Genomic DNA, 18,426 nt, shown 5'->3' on the forward strand with positions numbered 1-18,426 from the left:
AAGGATGAAGTTTAGTTGGTGAGCGCCAGAGTATGGGCGCGCAGCCAAGCCATGAAACCGCGCGGGTCGTCGGCCCAGCGGTCAATCTCTTGGCGGGCGAGCGGGTGGCCGACGATGGGGCCTTGGGGTTTGTCGCAGGCGTGGGCGATCTCATGCAGCAAGAGCCCTTGGCGCAGCATCGGGCTGAGCCTGTTGGCAATCTGATAGGCGCGGCTGTTCTGGCCCGGGAAGCGCATCGGCACCACCTGCGCACCGGAACGGCGGATCATCTTGGCGGTGAAGACGTTCCATTCCGCTTCGACCGCCGGGCCCCACCAGCTTTCCGAGGCCGCGACGACGCCTGAGGGGAAGAGCGCCACGACGCCGCCTTCTTTGAGATGGGCCATGGCCTTGGCGCGCATTTCCACGCCTTTGCGCTGCGCATCCGGGTCATGTGGGAAGGGCACCGGGATCATGTAGCTGCCTGCCACCTCGTCAATGGAAGTGAGCAGCGACCGGGTGAGGATACGGTAATCGGGGCGCACGCGGCCGATGAGATCGGCGAAAATCATACCGTCGACCATACCGTGGGGGTGATTTGCCACGACTACGACGGGCCCTTCTTTCGGGATGCGGTCCAACTGCTCTTGCGGGGTTGTGAGGTCGATGCCCATCGTGTCGAGCGCTGCGCGCCAAAAGGCTTGGCCCGAGGGGGTGCCGCGTTGTTCGAACTTGCGGATTAGCCGCAGGATTTTGAGCTTGCCGGTGAAAAGCTCCATCGCGGAGATCACCCGCGCCTTCCATGGGTCATCGAAGGTCGAGGCATAGGACAGGCTGCGGCGGTCGTATTTGGTGAAGGTCACCGTGCCGTCGCCTGTCTGGGCCGGCTCAGCCGCGATGTTTTGCACGTCATCCATGGGGTCGGCGGTTCCTTTTCCCGCTTGGCGGGCCTAAAACCCTTCGCCGAACTTATCCGCCACGAGGGCGGTTAAAGCTTCGGCCAAGGCCTCGGCATCGGGGCCGGAGGTTTGGACATCGATGGTGGTGCCGCGCGACGCGCCGAGCATCAAGAGCCCCATGATACTGTCGCCCGAGGCCGACATGCCATCCTTGCTGACTTCGGCACGGGCATCAAACGCCTCGACCACCTCGACCAATTTGGCGGAGGCGCGCGCGTGCAGGCCTTTTTCGTTAACGATCTTTAAAGAAAATTCGGGCATGACGTCTTGGGGCCTTCTAACCTGCGCTGACATTCTGGCTGTCGATATACTTCTTACCAGCTTCGAGCGCGGCGCGCACGGCATCGGGCACATCCATATGCCGCGATTTGGCGAGTTTGATCAGCATGGGCAGGTTCGCGCCGTAGATGATCCGGCGGTTTTCCGGGCGGCAAGCCAAGAGGCTGAGGTTCGAGGGGGAGCCGCCGAAAAGATCGGTGACAACCACCACACCGGCGCCTTGGTCCACCGCATCGGCGGCGCTGCAGATCTCGCGTTCTTTGTCTGCGCGGTCATGGTCGGCTTCGATGGCGATGGCGCGCACGCCGAATTGGGATCCCACGACATGTTCGATGGCGGCAAGATATTCTTGCGCCAGCCCCCCATGTGCGACGATGACGATCCCGATCACGGCTTGCTTCCTTCACGATGCTGACGGTCCAGCTCTCGATGCCTAATTGACACCTGCCAGCCCTGCTCTGCAAGGCGCAAAGCGTGATCTTCGGCCATGGCGACAGAGCGGTGTTGCCCGCCCGTGCAGCCAAAGGCGATGGAGATATGGGATTTGCCCTCTTCGCGGTAGGCGGGCAGGAGCAGGAGGCTGAGGTCGAGCACCTTGTCGGCGAAATCCGCGTAGCGTTTGTCCCCCGCCACATGGGCCGCGACGGAAGGGTCGCGCCCGTCGCTGCTGCGCAATTCGGGCACCCAATAGGGATTGTTCAGAAAGCGGCAGTCGTGCACCACATCAACGCCACGCGGGAGGCCCCGCTTGTAGGAAAAGCTTTGTACCGAGACCGTGAGTTGGCGTTGCCCGCCGGGGGCGAACCATTGCTCGACCTCGGCGCGCAGCTCGTGAACGTTCAGCGTTGTCGTATCGATCAGCACGTCGGCACGGGCGCGGATCGGGTGGAGCAGTTCCTGCTCGCGTGCGATCCCGTCGACTGGGCGGTCAGCCGGGGCCAGCGGATGGCGGCGGCGGGTTTCGGAAAAGCGTTGCAGCAGCACATCGGGCGCGCAGTCGAGATAGAGCAGTTCCGCGCGCCACCCCGGTTCAGCCGTTAGGCGGCCCATCAGCTCCAGCACGCCTTCGGTGGAAAAGTCCCGGTTGCGGGCGTCGATCCCCAAGGCCACCGATTGCGCATCGCCGGGGCGGTCAAGCAGCGCGGGCAGCAGCCGCAGCGGCAGGTTGTCGATCGCCTCAAACCCCGCATCCTCCAGCACGTTGAGCGCGGAGGACCGCCCGGCGCCCGAAGGGCCGGTGACAAGGACCAACCGCCGGGGGGCGGGGTCTGTTGATGAGGTCTGACTGATCAATTCGGTTCTTCCACACCTGACATATACAGATGAATTGCTGCCGCAAAATGAGCGCTATCGCATTTGTGAAAACAGGGCAACGTGACACCCCGTAGCATATGGCTGTGCCCTTCGGGAAGACGCTGGTCTTCGGTGCGGGCCAGATCGACGACGAGGGCCAGCGGCACGGGGCCGTGATCCTCGGCCCGCAGAATGCCCACATAGCGTGCCTCGATCAGGCCACGGATCGGCTCGGGGACGCTGGCGATCACCTGATCCCCCTCGCGCATGATATCGGTGCGATCATCGGCCACCAGCTTGGCACCGAGGGCGATCAGTTGCAGGGCGAGCGCCGATTTGCCTGCACCCGACGGCCCAAGGATCAGCACCCCGCGCCCATTGATCGCCACGCAGCTGGCGTGGAGGTTTTCGCGCTCGACGGTCATATCAGGCCCCGCGCCCGGGATTCAGGTGGGCAGCCCCACGACAAAACGCGCGCCGAGCGGTTCGGAGGTAATGTCGGCTTCGGTCGGGCGGATGTTCTCGGCCCAAATCACGCCGCCATGGGCTTCGACGATCTGCTTGGAGATTGCGAGGCCGAGGCCGGAGTTATTGCCGAAATGCTCTTCGGGGCGCTGCGAATAGAAGCGTTTAAAGATTTTGCCGAGCGCCTGCTCGGGGATGCCGGGGCCGGTGTCCTCGACCACGATCAACACGCGATTGGCACGTTTGCGGGCCCAGACCCGGATCGCGTCGCCGTCTTCGCAAAAGGAAATCGCGTTGGTGATCAGGTTCACAAAGACCTGCGCCAAACGGGCTTCCAGCCCATGCACGGTGATCGGCGCAGCGGGGAGATCAGTGATGAAATCGATGCCTTTGGATTTCGCGTCTTCGCCGAGGTACTGGCCCAGATTGCCCAGCATTTGCAGCAGGTCGAAGGGCTCTTCCTCTTCCTTGACCAGTTCGGAATCGAGCCGCGAGGCATTGGAAATGTCGCTCACCAAACGGTCGAGGCGGCGCACGTCATGTTCGATCACATCCAGCAGTTTCTCGCGCTGGTCGTCGCGCTTGACCATGCGCAGCGTGCCCACGGCAGACCGGAGCGAAGCGAGCGGGTTCTTGATCTCATGGGCCACATCGGCGGCGAATTGTTCGTTGCCGTCGATCCGGTTGTAGAGCGCCGAGACCATGCCGCGCAGCGCGCCTGACAGGCGGCCAATCTCATCAGGCCGCGCGGTCAGATCGGGAATGCGGATGCGGCCGGGGTTCATTTTGCGCGCGTCCTTGTCGCGGCCCAGTTCGGCGGCGGCAGAGAGGTCGGCCAGCGGATTGGCGATGGTCGAGGCCAGAACGAGGCTGAGGCCGATGGAGACGAGGGTCGCGATGACGAAAATCTGCAAGACGCGCTCGCGTTCGCTGCGCACAAGGCGGTCGATCTCTCCCGCGGCGCTGGCCACGGCGACCACGCCGACGGGGGTCTCGCCCTGCATGATGGGAGTCACCACGCTGAAAAGCGTGCCGCCTTCGATGGCAAGCGTGCCTTCGCGCCGGGTGCCACTGATCACGCTGGTGCCAACCATGCCGCGCAATTGCTCTTCAAGCGGCGGGGTGGCGGTGAGCTCATCGGTGCTGAAGGGGGCCGAGACCCGGTCCCAAAGCCAATTCAACCCGTCGTTCAGCAAGGTCCGCTCACCCGCCTCGGAGGCGGCGAGGGCCTCGGCCACGGTGAGGCTGCCTGCGGTGCGGGCGACCAAGGTTTCCGCCGGATCATAGACAAAGACTTCGATACCGCCGCGCAGGTCCAGCCCGTCGAGCGTGGCAGCCACATCGACGCCATCGCCGGTGGTCAGGTTCACCGGCGCACCCGCGGGCAGTTGCGCTTCGATCACATCGGCGATCAGCTCGGTCTCAGAGACCAGCGCCGCAGCGCGTTGCAGCGCCAGACTGTCGCGCGAGGAATTGAGGTAGAGGATCCCCGCCACCAGAACGCTCAGCGCGATCAGGTTGAAGGTAATGATCTTGCGCGTCAGCGGCGAGGAGCGGAGCGAGAACAGCCCCCGCCGTTCGCGCTTGACCCGAATTTCATCCGGCGCGGCACTGTCGGGAGTGACCCAATCGTCCCCCAGTACAACATCACCGTCCCTGCCAGCAGCCATGTCCCGCACAAGCTTCCTTTCGACCCGCGTTAACCGACGGGTTTACTCTTCGTTATATCTATAGCCGATGCCGTAAAGCGTCTCGATCGCCGAGAATTCATCATCCGCGCTGCGCATCTTCTTGCGCAGGCGCTTGATGTGGCTGTCGATGGTGCGGTCATCCACATAGACCTGATCATCATAGGCCACATCCATCAGTTGGTCGCGCGATTTCACGAAACCGGGGCGCTGCGCGAGGGCTTGCAGCAGCAGGAATTCGGTCACGGTCAGCGACACATCCTTGCCCTTCCAGCTCACCGCGTGGCGCAGCGGGTCCATCCGCAGATCGCCGCGTTCCATCACCTTGGTCTCTTCGGTATCGCCGACCTCATTGGTCTCGACCGCGTCTTGGCGGCGCAGAAGAGCGCGGATACGCTCGACCAACAGGCGCTGGCTGAAGGGCTTTTTGACGTAATCGTCAGCCCCCATGCGCAGACCCAGCACCTCGTCGATCTCATCGTCTTTGGAGGTCAGGAAGATCACCGGCATCGCTGTTTTCTGGCGCAGACGTTGGAGCAGATCCATGCCGTCCATACGGGGCATCTTGATGTCCAGCACCGCCATATCGGGCAGTTTCTTGTTGAAGGCGTCCAGCGCCGCTTGGCCATCGTTATAGGTTTCCACTTCGAAACCTTCAGCTTCAAGAGTCATCGAAACGGATGTCAGGATGTTCCTGTCATCGTCTACCAATGCGATCTTTGACATTGCCTGCTTCCTTATGCTGCTCAATTCGTTCTTATTTTTGGAGTCAGTGATCTCCAATATTCCAGATCGAATCAATCCTTAAGTGCGAATCGTGCCTCTGAGATGCACCAATTCCGTCATAATTTGGTTAGGAATGGCTAAATTGCCGCACTTTGACCGGCCCGCTCCAAGAGGAAGCCGGGGCCCCGCGCGCCGCATTGGGCCGGGTTCTAAGCGCTCGGAAACAAAGTTTTAGATGATGGCGCTAACTGTGACAAAGCTGCCTGTTCAACCAGAAAACGCCCGTGTTAAGAGGCTCTCAAGGCCCCCGACGCCCAGGGCAATTGCGCCCGCTCGGACACGTTCTGCGCTGCTCACGCGCTACCACAGGAGACATCATATGACATTTGGACGGGTAAACCCGCAGTTCAGCCTTGAGGATCAAAAGATCAGCGGGCTTGGCGATGTCTATTACAACCTGACCGAGCCTGCGCTGGTCGAGGCGGCATTGAAACGGGGCGAAGGCAGCCTTGGCAAAGGCGGGGCCTTCCTCGTGACCACCGGCAAGTTCACGGGCCGCTCGCCCAAGGACAAACACGTGGTCAAGACCGACAGCGTGGCCGAGAGCATCTGGTGGGAAAACAACGCCGAGATGTCGCCCGAGGGCTTCGACGCGCTTTACGAAGACATGCTCGCACATATGCAAGGCAAGGACTACTTCGTCCAAGACCTCGTCGGCGGGGCGGACCCCAAACATGCGATCAACGTGCGCATGGTTACCGAGCTGGCTTGGCATGGTCTTTTCATCCGCACCATGCTGCGCCGCCCCGATGCCGAAGCGTTGAAGGACTTCACCGCCGATTTCACCGTCATCAACTGCCCCAGCTTCCAAGCCGATCCGGCCAAGCATGACTGCCGCAGCGAAACCGTGATCGCGATGAACTTCGACCGTAAGATGATCCTCATCGGCGGCACCGAATACGCGGGCGAGAACAAGAAGTCGGTCTTCACCCTGCTGAACTACCTGCTGCCGGAAAAAGGCATCATGCCGATGCACTGCTCGGCCAACCACGCCAACGGCAACCCGGTCGATACCGCGGTTTTCTTCGGCCTCTCGGGCACCGGCAAGACCACCCTCTCCGCCGATCCCGAGCGCACGCTGATCGGCGATGACGAGCACGGTTGGTCCGACAATGGCACCTTCAACTTCGAAGGCGGCTGCTATGCCAAGACCATCAACCTCAACCCCGAGGCGGAGCCGGAGATCTACGCAACGACCTCCAAGTTCGGCACCGTGATCGAGAATATGGTCTTCGATCCCGACACCTTCGAGCTCGACTTCGACGACGACTCGCTCACCGCCAACATGCGCGCCGCCTACCCGCTGCACTACATCTCGAACGCAAGTGAGAAGGCCGTCGGCGGCCACCCGAAAAACATCATCATGCTGACCTGCGATGCCTTCGGCGTGCTGCCCCCGATCGCACGGCTGAGCCCGGCGCAGGCGATGTATCACTTCCTGTCGGGCTTCACCTCCAAGGTGGCGGGCACCGAGCGTGGCGTAACCGAGCCGGAGCCCACATTCTCCACCTGTTTCGGCGCCCCCTTCATGCCGCGCCGGCCCGAGGTTTACGGCAACCTCTTGCGCGAAAAGATCGCCCAGCACGGCGCCACCTGCTGGCTGGTGAACACCGGCTGGACCGGCGGCGCATACGGCACCGGCTCGCGGATGCCGATCAAGGCGACCCGCGCCCTGCTGAGTGCCGCCCTCGAGGGCCGTCTGGCGGATGCCGAGTTCCGTAAGGATCCGAACTTCGGCTTCGATGTCCCTGTCGAGGTGAACGGCGTCGCCGACATTCTGCTCGACCCGCGCCGCACTTGGGACGACCCGGAAGCCTATGACCGTCAGGCGGCAAAACTGGTCAAGATGTTCTCGGACAACTTCGAGCAGTACCTGCCCCATATCGACGACGACGTGAAAGCCGCGGCGATCAGCTGAGCCTTTCGCCAAGGATGAAACAGAAAGGGCCGCCCCTGTTGGGCGGCCCTTTTCGCATCTCACGCTCCGTAACCCTTAGCCTGCGAAAGTCACCTTCGCATCCAAAGGCATCTCGCGCAGGAAACTATCATCGACGCCGACGATATTGACCGAGGTCGACCGATCAACCGCCGCGATCAGGGCAAAGCTCTTATCCGGATAGCGCCCGGCCATCAGCAAACGTTTATAGGCCAAAGGCACCGGCGCGCCCCCCTCCTCCCGCGGGATTTCGGTGACCACCTCGTCCAAGCGAACGCCACAGGTCGCTTCGACCTCCCGAAAGGGGTAGTTCAGCATATTCTCGAACTCAGGCCCGCCCGGAAACAGCTTGATCGGCCGTCCTATGCTGCTGCGCGCGTTGGTCCAGCCCCACCATTGCGTGTAAAAGGATTTCTCCCCCACTTCGGTACAAATCCATCCATTGGGCGAATCGCGATACACCAACACATAGGGGCGCATGGCGCGAAAGGCTTCGCTTTCCAACTCACCCCGGCTCAAGCTCCACGCCTGCAACACGGCCTGAAGCATGGCAGAGCCACCGTCCCAGATCAGCGACAGAGGCTGCTGTTGTTGGTGAAAGGACCAACCGTTCGGCTCTTCATGCGAAAGGCGCAGCATGCCATCGGCATGGCGCGTTTTGCCATCCAGCCACAGCTTGCCCCGATCGAGAATATCGCGTGCCTCGGGCAAGGCTTCCAGGCCGACCTTGGTCAGGGAATAGCGGCGATTTTCGATGGTAAACAGCGGCGCGGCCATCGCCTCTTCCAACTGCTGGATATGTCGCCGTACCGTTTGCCGCGTGCTGGCCAATTCGGCGACCGCATGGCTGAGGTTCAAAGTATGCGCCAGCGTCACGAAAGAGCGCATCATCTCGAACAGAAGCGCCGGAGCGGGGTCCTTCTGCAAGGCTTGGGGCACGGGTGCGACCCGCTCAATATCCGACATATGCTGGTTCATAGGCAAGAGATGGTACATGAATCACCCGGTAACGCAACATAATCCATACAGCTAGGGTGAATTGGTTAACGCAAAGAGGCCAGAACTAGGCAATTGATCCTCAATACATTGCGGGTAGTGAATATATTGTACTCAACCTGAGGTATTGAACCATGTCCCACCCCGTAGACGTTCACGTCGGTCGCCGGCTCAAGCAGGCACGCACCCTGCGACGGCAATCCCAGACCGATGTGGCACGCGAACTCAAACTGTCCTTTCAGCAGATCCAGAAGTATGAAATCGGCTCCAACCGGATCGCCGCCAGCCGTTTGCATGAGCTGGCCCGTATACTGGATGTCACCCCCGGCTATTTCTTCGAAGGGCTTGACGATGACACCCCCGAGAGCAGAAACGACCCTTCTCTCGACATCGTAAGCGCCATCGGCTCTATCAAGGACGATGCCGTAAAGGCCCGAATTTTAACGTTTATTGAGGATGTTTCCGGCGTCACCGTGTCGCGGAAAGGCTGAACGCAGAAGTTCGTTTACGCACATACCGATAACAAACATACGGCTCATAACAACTGACCAGCGGCCAATACAGCCCGCGGCAAACTGATGCGCACCCGCTTTAAGGGCCGGTTAAAGGAACCGGCGTCTCCCACCTTTACGCGACCAGCGTTTCCGCCTTTTTCAAATCGACAGAAACCAACTGGCTCACCCCCTGCTCCGCCATGGTGACGCCAAAGAGCCGGTCCATCCGGGCCATCGTCACAGCGTGGTGCGTGATGATCAGGAAGCGCGTGTCGGTCTGGCGGCACATTTCGTCCAGCAGATCGCAGAACCTGGTCACATTTGCGTCATCAAGCGGCGCGTCGACCTCATCCAGCACACAGATCGGGGCCGGATTGGCGAGGAAGACGGCAAAGATCAGCGCCATCGCGGTCAATGTCTGCTCCCCACCCGACAGCAGGCTGAGGGTGCTCAGCTTCTTGCCCGGCGGCTGGCACATGATCTCCAACCCGGCTTCCAAGGGATCGTCGCTTTCGACCATCACAAGGTTCGCCTCACCGCCGCCGAAGAGATGGGTGAACAGCATCGAGAAATTCGCGTTCACCTGATCAAAGGCGGTCAGCAGCCGCTCCCGCCCCTCGCGGTTGAGGCCCGCAATGCCGCTGCGCAGGGTCTTGATCGCTTCTTCCAGATCGGCCTTCTCAGTCAGCAGCGCTTCGTGCTCTTCGCGTATCTCTTTCGCATCATCCTCGGCGCGCAGGTTCACTGCGCCCAAGGAATCCCGCTGCCGCTTGTATCGGTTCACGTCCTCTTCAAGCGTTTCCACCGGTGGAATCTGATCCGTCTCGACATCAAGCGCATCGCGCAGCGCCTCGGGCGTGCTTTGCCGTTCGTCCTGAATGCGCTCTGCCGCATGGGTCACCGTTTCACGGGCGGCATCGCTGCGGGCCTCGGCCCGGGCACGGGCCTCCCGCGCATCCGATGCCTGCCGCTCCGCGTCGCGCTCGGCATCCGTCGCGGCTTTCAAGGCGGCTTCCGCGGCGGCCAGCGTTTCCGTGGCATGGGCGCGGCGGGCCTCGGCAGAGGTGATCGCGCCTGACAGGTCTTCCCGCTTCGCCGCGATCTCCGCCGGAACGGCGCTCGCCTCAGTCAATTCGGCCTCCGACGCGGTCTTGCGCTCGACCAATTCAGCGCTGCGCTTGCCCGCCGTCTCCAAGCGATTTCGCCAGCCGCTGACCTCTTTCGCGACCTCTTGCAGCCGCCGTCTGCGCGCCTCGCCCTCGCGGCGCAATTCGTCATGGGCCGAGCGGCGCGACATCATGGTGATCCGCGACGCCTCGACCGTCATGCGGACATCCTCGACAGTCGCACGGGCGGCGGAAAGGTCATCCAAGCCCGCCAGCGTGCGCTCGGCGTCCATCACCTCGGCCCGCGCGGTGATCGCGGCTTCCTCATGGCGCTTCACGGCAAGGCCGAGGGATTCCAACCGGCTTTGGGCGAGGTTGCGATCCGCCTCTGCCCGACTTAACGCGCGGCCCGCCTCGGCGACCTGCCGGTCCGCATCGCGCCGCGCCTCGCGGGCCCGTTTGTCGGCCTCGGCCTGTTCGGCCAATTGCTGCTGGAGGGTCTCATGCGCCGCCCGCGCGGCATCGGCACGGGTGCTGGCCTGTTCCAACGTCTGTTTCAGGACTTCCAACCGGTTCAACTGCTGCAAGCGCAGCGCGGCGGCCGATGGCGCATCTTCGGCCATGGCACGGAAACCGTCCCACCGCCAGAGGTCCCCCTCCTTCGACACCAAGCGCTGCCCCGGCTGCAACTGCGCCTGAAGCTCAGCGCCCGCGTCGGCGTCAACGAGTCCGACTTGGGCCATCCGGCGCTCTAGCACCTGCGGCACGGTGACATGCTGTGTGAGCGGCGTCACCCCGGCGGGCAGTGGCTGAGGCGCCGGGTAGCTCGGCAAATGCGCCCAGCCTGAGGGGCGATCGGCCTCTACCTCAGGCGCGCGCAGGTCATCGGCCAAGGCCGCGCCGAGCGCTTTCTCAAAGCCCTGTTCCACCTGCAACCGGTCGAGAACCTGCCCGCCTTCGGCACTGTCACGCTCCACCAGCTTTGCCAGCGCGCCAACCTCGGCGCGCAGAGCCTTGGCCTCGCCCTCCGCCTCAGAGCGCTCCGCGTGGGCCTCAGCCTCGCGCGATTGCGTGTCGGCGCGAGTCTCTTCGGCAGCCAAAAGGGCGGCATCCGCCGCCGCCGAGGCGGTGACGGCAGCGGCTTCGGCCTTCTCAGCCGCCGCGAAATCTAGCCCGGCCTTGTCGAGGGTCGCTTGGCTTTGCGCCACCGCATCGCGGGCCTTGCGGGCCTCGGCTTCCGACTTTTCCAACGTCTTGCGGCTGTCCTGAAGCAGGCGTTCCGCCGAACTGTGGCGCGCCGCCAAACGGGCCACGTCTTCGGTCTGCTGCGAAAGATCGGCCTCGCGGGTTTGCAAGACTTCGGCTGCCTCCCGCGCAGCCTGTTCCGCCGCCTCAACCGCGCTGTCGTGCCCCTTGTCCGCCTTGGTGAGGTCTTCCGCTTCCTCTTCGAGCCGCGCGATCGTTTCTTCCGCGTCGCGATTCAGCCCGCCTTCGCGGTCGATATCGCGGGTCAGTTGGGCAATGCGGCCTGTCAGGGTTTCGATCAGCGACGCCGCCCGTGCCTCTTCCTCAGTCAACGTGTCGCGCTGCGTGGTCAAACGTTGCAGGATCGCAGTCGCAATCGCCTCTTCCTCGCGCAGGGGCGGCAAGGCGGCTTCGGCCTCCTCACGCCCTTCGGCCACGCGGCGCACCTGCGCTTCGGCCTCTGCCGTGGCGGCGATGCGGGCACGCAGTTCCCCCTCGGCTTTCGCACGCGCCTCATCGGCTTCGCGCCAGCGGCGATACAGCAGCAAGCCCTCGGCATTGCGCAATGCTTCGCCAATCTCACGATACCGCGCCGCCTGCCGGGCTTGCCGGGCCAGCGTGGCCAATTGCGCGGCCAGTTGTTCGACCACATCATCTACGCGGGCGAGGTTTTGCTCCGCCCCGTTGAGTTTCAACTCGGCCTCATGGCGGCGCTGATACAGCCCCGAGATGCCAGCGGCCTCTTCCAAAATGCGGCGGCGGCTTTTCGGCTTGGCGTTGATCAACTCGGCAATCTGCCCCTGCCGCACCAAAGCGGGGCTATGCGCCCCGGTCGAGGCATCGGCGAAAAGCATCTGTACATCGCGGGCACGCACATCCTTGCCGTTCACCTTATAGGCACTGCCCACGTCGCGGGTGATCCGGCGGACGATTTCAAGCGCGTCTTGCTCGTTAAACCCCGCAGGCGCGAGCCGGTCGCTGTTGTCTAGGTGCAGCGCCACTTCGGCGAAGTTGCGTGCGGGCCGGGAGGAGGCTCCGGCGAAGATCACATCTTCCATACCGCCGCCGCGCATGGCCGTGGGGCGGTTTTCGCCCATCACCCACCGTAGCGCTTCGAGCAGGTTGGATTTGCCACAGCCGTTCGGCCCCACGACCCCGGTCAACCCGTCGGAAATGACGAGGTCGGTCGGGTCCACAAAGCTTTTGAAGCCGGTTAATCTGAGTTTGGAAAAGCGCAAGTTAGCCCTGCCGTGATTGATTCTCGCCTGAGCGGCGAACTTGCCGTTTGGCATGGGTCCGAGTCAATCAAAAGCCCCAAGGGAGAGGGGGCGGTCGGCGGTTATCCACAAGATATTGTCTTGATCGGCGAGGTTGCCCTATCGGGCACGCGGTTGGATCGGGTCGATAGCACGCTTCGCCCATTCCGCGCCCCTCGCCCCATGCGATGCCGCAATACAAAGCCCGGGCTAATCACAATCCAACACCCCAAGCGCCAGCGCCTGATCGCCCAGAACCTCCTTCACCTCACAGCCGCTAACCAGTGCCATCGCGCGCCCGGCCCGCGCGCGGATGGGGCCAAAGCGCGGTGCGTATTGGGTGTTTACCCGCACCGCCTCTGCCCGCTCCCCTCGAACGCGGACATCGAACACCGACCCCTCCACGGTGATCCGCTGCGCTGGCAGCCCCCGAAACTCCCGACTGGGCGCCGTACAGGCCGCGAGGCTGAATAAGACTACAATGATAACGAGCAACCGCATGGCTCAACCCTGCCCCTGCAGAGTTAACAAAAGCCTAACGCAAAAGAAAAAGCCCCGGCGGGGCCGGGACTTTCAAAACTCTATAAAACGCTGGTTCAGTGCAGTTTGGCTTCGACTTGGGCGATGCCTTCGTCGATCAGCTTGTTGCCCTGTGCGGCGGTCATCTGCTTGGCGATCACGTCGCGCGCGGCGGCCACGGCGATGGTCACGGCTTGGTCGCGGACTTCCTTCACAGCGGCGGCCTCGGCCGAGCTGATCTGGTCTTTCGCGGCGGCCATGCGACGCTCAAGCGACTTGGCCATATCCGCCCGCGCCTGTTCGGCGGCAAGACGGGCGTCCTCCTTGGCAGAAGACACGATCCGGTCCGCTTGGTCCTGCACCTCTTTCTGCTTGCGCTCGTAAGAGGCCAGCAGGGTTTGCGCTTCTTCACGCAGGGCGCGGGCTTCTTCCAGCTCGGTCTTGATGCCGTCGGCGCGTTTGTCGAGCATGCCGATCAAAAGCGTTGGCACCTTGAAGTAAATCAGGATCCCAAGGAACAGCAGGAAGGCCAGCAACACGATGAAATCGGTGTTGCGCAGCGAAAAGAACGGCCCCGTGGCGGCAAGCGCCGGCGAAGCGGCGAGACCGGCGAGCAGGGTCGAAAGTGTCAGGCGCATGGATTTGGTCATGGCTTATCCTTTCATCCGCGCGTCGACGGCAGCGCTGACGGTTGCGGTATCGGCCGTGCCACCCAGAGCGGCGACGAGGGCCTCGGCGGTGTCCTTGGCAACGGCTTGTACGTTGTCCATGGCGCCCGCGCGAATTTCGGCGATGGCTTTTTCCGATTCCGCCACTTGCGCGGCAATCTCGGCATCGGCCTTGGCCATTTCGGCATCCAGATCAGCCTGCATGTCCGCTTTTGCCTGAGCCACGATCTGCTGTGCCTCGGCACGGGCGTCGATCAGGGCCTTGTCATAGGCGGCTTCGGCTTCCTGCGCCTTGACCTTGAGGTCTTCGGCAGCCGCGATGTCATTGGTGATGGTCCCTTGGCGTTCAGCCAAAACCGCACCGATACGAGGCAGAGCCACGCGCGACAGGATCAGGTAGGTGGCGATCAGCGCCAGGATCAGCCAGAAAATCTGGTTGCCCCAGTGATCGAAGTTCAGCTGCGGCATGCCCGGCGTTTCGGCAGCATGGGTCGCAATGCCGGTCGCGTCGGCCAGCCCGTCGCTGGTTGTTACAGTTGCCATCGTGGCTTCTCCTTGGAAACTTTGCCGTTACAGCCGGGCAGACACGGCGATGCGCGCCTGCCCGCTCGTAAGGATTACAGTTCCGAGAGCTTAGACAGCGAACATCAGCAGCAGAGCGACGAGGAACGAGAAGATCCCCAGAGCTTCTGCGAAAGCGATGCCGATGAACAGGGTCGCTGTCTGGCTTGCGGCTGCCGAGGGGTTGCGCAGTGCGCCGGACAGGAAGTTGGCGGCAACGTTGCCGACACCCAGGGCTGCGATGCCTGTGCCGAGACCTGCGATGCCTGCGCCGATATGTGCGAGTTGACCTTCCATTGGGGTATCTCCTTACGATTGGAAGTTAAAACTTTGACGGGAAGCCCCGCCGTTGTTGGGGTTGTTAGTGTGCGGGGTGCAGCGCGTCCTTGAGGTACACGCATGTCAGGATGGTGAAGACATAGGCCTGAATAAAGGCCACCAGCACTTCGAGACCGTACATCGCGGTGATCGCGACGACCGAAACCGGTGAGATGACAGCGATGGCGGCGAAACCGGCGAAAACCTTGATCACCGCGTGGCCCGCCATGACGTTGCCCGCCAGACGAATGGAGTGGCTGACCGGGCGCACGAAGTAGCTGATCAGCTCGATGATCGCCAGCACGGGGCGCAGGGCCAGAGGCGCCGAGGACACCCAGAAGAGGCTCAGGAACGCCGCGCCATTCTTGACGAAACCGACGACGGTCACGGTGATGAACACCGCCAGCGCCAGCACCACGGTCACCGAGAAATGCGCGGTGGGGGTGAAGGCTGTCGGGATCAGGCCGAGGAAGTTGGCCATGACGATGAACATGAACAGGGTCATGATATAGGGGAAGAACTTCAGCCCCTCTTTGCCGCAGATATCTTCGACCATCTTGTGGATGAAGCCATAGGCCAGTTCAGCCACCGACTGCATACGGCCCGGAACGACCGAGCGGCGCGCGCTGCCCAGAACGAGCATCGCGAAAGTGGCCAGAACCGCCAGCGCCATCCAGAAGGTCGCGTTGGTGATGGTGTACCAAGCAACGGAAGCATCGTCGCCAAAGAGCGGCGATACGATGAACTGGTCCATCGGGTGGAATTCCAGACCGCCTGTTTCAGCGCCGTGTGTCTCTGTTGCCATCTCAGGCTCCCTCGTCCTTGCCCGAATGGGGCGTATCCTGTTCGGCCGGTTCGGCCTGTTGTTTACCCTGGATTTCCTCAGCGGTGCGGAGCATCGTCTTCACCCCCGCCGCAAGGCCCAGCATTACAAATAGCACCATGAAGATGGGCAGCGTGCCAAAGAGCACATCAAGCCCGTATCCGATGCCGAAACCGATCCCAAGACCGGCCACAAGTTCGATCACCATTCGCCATGCCATATTGGCCTGCGAGTAATGTTCATCCGCCCGGGGCTTGGGTGCGCCGCGTTCTTTCGCAGCCGCCAGTCTGGCCTCAAGCTGCTCCATCTGCTGCCGTTGGTCCGGGCTGGTCACACCAAATTCCCCTTAGGAATATCTGCTGCGGTGCTACTGTCAGGGCGGGTTAGAGTCAACAACCTTGGCCGCCGCGGGTTTTTATTCGTTTACAAGGGCTTACGGTAGGCGGAGCCCGCTGGCACTTGAAATGGGCCCGGCAAATCCCACGGAAATCGCGCCGAAGGGTTATTCAACTCAGCGGTTAAGTTAGCCGCAATGCCCGCTTTCGCCTGTGCGCGCCCCGCGCTATTCAAGCGTATGACCCAAGACCTCGATCAGGTGTTTGCCGCCCTCGCCGACCCCACACGTCGCGCCATCCTCGCCATGCTGCTGGAGGATGATATGGCCGTGACCGATGTCGCCGAGCCCTTCGAGATGTCGCTTGCGGCGATCTCGAAACATTTAGGCGTGCTGACAGCGGCGGGGCTGATCAGTCAGGAAAAGCGGGGGCGGGTGAAATGGTGCAAACTGGAACCGGATGCGCTGCGCGATGCGTCGGTTTGGATGCAGGGGTTCGGGCAATTCGAGCCGGTGAACCTTGATGCCTTCGAACGTTTCTTGGAGATCGAACTGCCTGAGGGCGGCGAAGGCGAGATGCGCTCAGGGTCAGAGTAGGTGAAGATTATATCGATAGAGTGATCCCCCCTTGCCACGAGGTAAATAAGACAAGGGGAGGATCAATCGACGGTCAGATGACGCCGAATGCGAAACGCAAAATAGCCAAAACCACGACGATCAACCCGATCAGGTAAATAATACTACGCATGGTGGTGTCCTTCACTGTTAATTCACGCCCCAACGCCGGGCGTCGCGCTTAGGTTCCGCCGATTCCGCAACTTTTTGAATTTTTTATGACTTTTCTTCGCCATCCGCGCGCAGCAGCAGCGAAAGCGCGAGGATCGTCAGCAGCACCCCGCCCCAGACCAGCGCCCCCGGCAGGGCATTGCCAAAGCCCAACTCCCACAGGATTACCCAGCTGGGCGTGAGATAGGTATAGGCCATGACCTTGGCCGAAGGCAGCCGCAGCACCGCGAATTGCAGCAGAACCACCGTGGCCGCCGTGGCGAAGACCGCGGCATAGAGGATGGTGATCCAGACCAAGGCACGCAGCGCGCTCCAATCGGTCGCGCGGAGGTCTTCCCAGCCGTAAAGCCCCAAAAGCACCGTGCCCGCCAACAGGGTGCCAAAGGTGAACATCACCGCGCTTTCTCCGCGGTTCAGCCGCCTTACCATGGGGGTATAGAGCGCGTGGCTGATGCAGCCGACGAAATAAATCGCCTCCCCCCGCCCGATGTCGAAGGCCAGAAGCGCCGAAAGGTCGCCGCGAAAGATCACCCAAAGCGCCCCCGCCCCGCCGATGGCCAGTGCCAGCGCCATCCGCCCTGTCATAACCTGTCGCATCAGCAGCCACGCGAAACCCGCCGCCATGACCGGCACGAGGGTAAAGACCGCCGCCGCGGCCACCGGGGGCGCGGTCTTCAGCCCTTCAAACATCAAAACGAAATAGAGCGTGAACAGCCCCGCCAGCACGAAGTAGCGCCAAGGCGCTGCAAAGCCCGCGCGACTGATATCGCCCCGCCCCCATGCCAAAGCCCCGACCAAAACCGTCGCCAAGGCAAAACGCACGGCGTTCAACGCCGTCGGCGTGATCTCATTCGCCACCTGCGACCCGAGCGAGAACGACCCGGCCACCAAAGCCGAGAAGCAAAGCATCGCCAGATGCCCCTGCGCCGAGGCGCTTATTCGGGACATGCGACCGCTTCCTCGGCATGTTCCTTGAGGAACCGCAGCACCGCCTGCACCTTGCTGGTGCGGTGTAGATCGACATGGGTGACCAGCCAAAGCGCACTGCCCCAATCGGGGCGCGGCGCGTGAATCTCGACCAATTGCGGATCGTTGCGCCCCATGGCGGCGGGCAGGCCGCCGATTCCGGCCCCGGCCCGCAATGCCGCCTCCATCGCCGCGCCGCTGGTGCTGCGCCATGTCACGCTCTCCTCTGGCACCGTAGACCAGAGCCACTTGTGATAGGGCGCGCGGCTGTCGCGGTTGTCGGCGGCGATGAAACGATGCTTGTGGTAATCCTCCGGCCCCTGCGGGATGCCGTACTGCGCCACATAATCTCGGCTGGCATAGGCGCCCACCGCCAGTTGCGCATAGGGCTGCACCACATTGTCGGGCTGATCCGGCGCGGCCCCGGCACGGATGGCGACATGCGCCTCGCCATATTCCAGCCGGAACAAGCGGTCTCCGATCAGATAGCGCACCACCAGTTCGGGGTTCTGGCGTTGGAACTCGGTCAGCAAGGGCGCAAGCTGCGGGGCGAGGAAATCGAGCGAGGTGATTACCAACTCCCCCGAAACATCGCTGCCGCGCCCTTTGATCCGCCCGGCCAACTGGCTGAACTGATCGTCGGTCGCCCGCGCCACCCGCAGAAGGTCCTCCCCCGCTTCGGTGGCCGTGTAACCGCGGGCATGGCGCTGAAACAGCTTCACGCCGAGCCGCCCCTCCAGCGCGTCGATATGGCGGATCACGGTGGCATGGTGCACGCCCAGCACCTCTGCCGCGCCGCTGACGGTGCCAAGCTGGGCGACCTGATAGGCGGTCCTGATTTCATCCCAATTGTCCATTGTTCACCTCGCCTTCCCGACTTGTGCATTTACGAACATGGTAACGTTCATTCTGGCAGTTGCGTTCGCGAGCACAATGGCCAATTCAATGGCATCAGATTTACCCTTGGAA

Annotated in this window: 20 protein-coding genes; 3 read left to right on the forward strand and 17 right to left on the reverse strand. The window is 62.4% G+C overall.

Annotated features, from left to right (window positions below; all coding sequences use genetic code 11):
• Positions 1–11: 11 nt before the first annotated feature.
• Genes ACGYLD_RS04320 through ACGYLD_RS04350 form a run of 7 tightly spaced genes read right to left on the reverse strand, consistent with a single transcriptional unit; the run spans position 12 to position 5,389 of the window.
• Entirely contained in the window at positions 12–896 is an 885-nt protein-coding gene (locus tag ACGYLD_RS04320; RefSeq protein ID WP_271688322.1) for a lysophospholipid acyltransferase family protein, read from the reverse strand.
• A 33-nt stretch (positions 897–929) separates the two neighbouring features.
• Entirely contained in the window at positions 930–1,199 is a 270-nt protein-coding gene (locus tag ACGYLD_RS04325) for an HPr family phosphocarrier protein (RefSeq protein WP_067260603.1), read from the reverse strand.
• 16 nt (positions 1,200–1,215) lie between these two features.
• Entirely contained in the window at positions 1,216–1,608 is a 393-nt protein-coding gene (locus ACGYLD_RS04330; RefSeq protein ID WP_271692396.1) for a PTS sugar transporter subunit IIA, read from the reverse strand.
• Complete coding sequence (gene rapZ, locus ACGYLD_RS04335; protein WP_271692397.1) at positions 1,605–2,510, reverse strand: RNase adapter RapZ; 906 nt, start codon at positions 2,508–2,510, stop codon at positions 1,605–1,607. The genes ACGYLD_RS04330 and rapZ overlap by 4 nt, the downstream gene beginning before the upstream one ends.
• A complete protein-coding gene (locus ACGYLD_RS04340) occupies positions 2,507–2,935 on the reverse strand; it encodes an HPr kinase/phosphorylase (RefSeq protein WP_271688325.1) in 429 nt (142 codons plus the stop codon). Before ACGYLD_RS04340 ends, rapZ begins: the two co-directional genes overlap by 4 nt.
• Positions 2,936–2,956: 21 nt before the next feature.
• Entirely contained in the window at positions 2,957–4,645 is a 1,689-nt protein-coding gene (locus ACGYLD_RS04345; RefSeq protein ID WP_271692398.1) for a sensor histidine kinase, read from the reverse strand.
• Between the two features lie 42 nt (positions 4,646–4,687).
• Positions 4,688–5,389: a response regulator transcription factor gene (locus tag ACGYLD_RS04350; RefSeq protein ID WP_067260621.1), complete on the reverse strand. Its 702-nt coding sequence runs from the start codon at positions 5,387–5,389 to the stop codon at positions 4,688–4,690.
• 379 nt (positions 5,390–5,768) lie between these two features.
• Between ACGYLD_RS04350 and ACGYLD_RS04355 the strand changes: the two genes are divergently transcribed.
• Entirely contained in the window at positions 5,769–7,367 is a 1,599-nt protein-coding gene (locus tag ACGYLD_RS04355; protein ID WP_271692399.1) for a phosphoenolpyruvate carboxykinase, read from the forward strand.
• A gap of 75 nt (positions 7,368–7,442) precedes the next feature.
• On the opposite strand, the gene ACGYLD_RS04360 is transcribed toward ACGYLD_RS04355, so the two are convergent.
• Positions 7,443–8,351, reverse strand: a complete 909-nt coding sequence (locus ACGYLD_RS04360; protein ID WP_271692400.1) for a LysR family transcriptional regulator — start codon at positions 8,349–8,351, stop codon at positions 7,443–7,445.
• A 164-nt stretch (positions 8,352–8,515) separates the two neighbouring features.
• Here ACGYLD_RS04360 and ACGYLD_RS04365 point away from each other — a divergent pair, with 164 nt between their 5' ends.
• On the forward strand, positions 8,516–8,872 hold the full coding sequence (locus tag ACGYLD_RS04365; RefSeq protein ID WP_394401368.1) for a helix-turn-helix domain-containing protein: 357 nt from the start codon (positions 8,516–8,518) through the stop codon (positions 8,870–8,872).
• A gap of 136 nt (positions 8,873–9,008) precedes the next feature.
• Here ACGYLD_RS04365 and smc read toward each other — a convergent pair whose 3' ends face one another.
• The 7 genes from smc to ACGYLD_RS04400 form a co-directional block, all read right to left on the reverse strand.
• Positions 9,009–12,464: a chromosome segregation protein SMC gene (gene smc / locus ACGYLD_RS04370; RefSeq protein ID WP_271692403.1), complete on the reverse strand. Its 3,456-nt coding sequence runs from the start codon at positions 12,462–12,464 to the stop codon at positions 9,009–9,011.
• A 228-nt stretch (positions 12,465–12,692) separates the two neighbouring features.
• The gene (locus tag ACGYLD_RS04375) at positions 12,693–12,983 is read right to left on the reverse strand and encodes a hypothetical protein (protein ID WP_168613455.1); all 291 of its coding nucleotides are present in this window, start codon (positions 12,981–12,983) and stop codon (positions 12,693–12,695) included.
• Positions 12,984–13,078: 95 nt separating this feature from the next.
• Positions 13,079–13,639, reverse strand: coding sequence for a F0F1 ATP synthase subunit B (locus ACGYLD_RS04380; protein ID WP_168613456.1), 561 nt, complete (start codon positions 13,637–13,639; stop codon positions 13,079–13,081).
• A gap of 15 nt (positions 13,640–13,654) precedes the next feature.
• Positions 13,655–14,212, reverse strand: coding sequence for a F0F1 ATP synthase subunit B' (locus ACGYLD_RS04385; RefSeq protein WP_136720208.1), 558 nt, complete (start codon positions 14,210–14,212; stop codon positions 13,655–13,657).
• 90 nt (positions 14,213–14,302) lie between these two features.
• Complete coding sequence (locus tag ACGYLD_RS04390) at positions 14,303–14,527, reverse strand: F0F1 ATP synthase subunit C (protein WP_007118046.1); 225 nt, start codon at positions 14,525–14,527, stop codon at positions 14,303–14,305.
• A 64-nt stretch (positions 14,528–14,591) separates the two neighbouring features.
• Positions 14,592–15,353: a F0F1 ATP synthase subunit A gene (locus ACGYLD_RS04395; protein ID WP_067260637.1), complete on the reverse strand. Its 762-nt coding sequence runs from the start codon at positions 15,351–15,353 to the stop codon at positions 14,592–14,594.
• 1 nt (position 15,354) lies between these two features.
• On the reverse strand, positions 15,355–15,705 hold the full coding sequence (locus ACGYLD_RS04400) for an AtpZ/AtpI family protein (RefSeq protein WP_067260640.1): 351 nt from the start codon (positions 15,703–15,705) through the stop codon (positions 15,355–15,357).
• Between the two features lie 240 nt (positions 15,706–15,945).
• On the opposite strand from ACGYLD_RS04400, the gene ACGYLD_RS04405 reads away from it, so the two are divergent.
• Complete coding sequence (locus ACGYLD_RS04405) at positions 15,946–16,302, forward strand: helix-turn-helix transcriptional regulator (RefSeq protein ID WP_271690001.1); 357 nt, start codon at positions 15,946–15,948, stop codon at positions 16,300–16,302.
• Between the two features lie 234 nt (positions 16,303–16,536).
• Here ACGYLD_RS04405 and ACGYLD_RS04410 read toward each other — a convergent pair whose 3' ends face one another.
• A complete protein-coding gene (locus ACGYLD_RS04410; protein WP_271692404.1) occupies positions 16,537–17,439 on the reverse strand; it encodes a DMT family transporter in 903 nt (300 codons plus the stop codon).
• On the reverse strand, positions 17,427–18,314 hold the full coding sequence (locus ACGYLD_RS04415) for a LysR family transcriptional regulator (RefSeq protein WP_271692405.1): 888 nt from the start codon (positions 18,312–18,314) through the stop codon (positions 17,427–17,429). Before ACGYLD_RS04415 ends, ACGYLD_RS04410 begins: the two co-directional genes overlap by 13 nt.
• Positions 18,315–18,426: the final 112 nt, after the last annotated feature.

It is taken from the genome of Sulfitobacter sp. 1A12056, assembly GCF_043558125.1.
GTDB lineage: Bacteria > Pseudomonadota > Alphaproteobacteria > Rhodobacterales > Rhodobacteraceae > Sulfitobacter > Sulfitobacter faviae.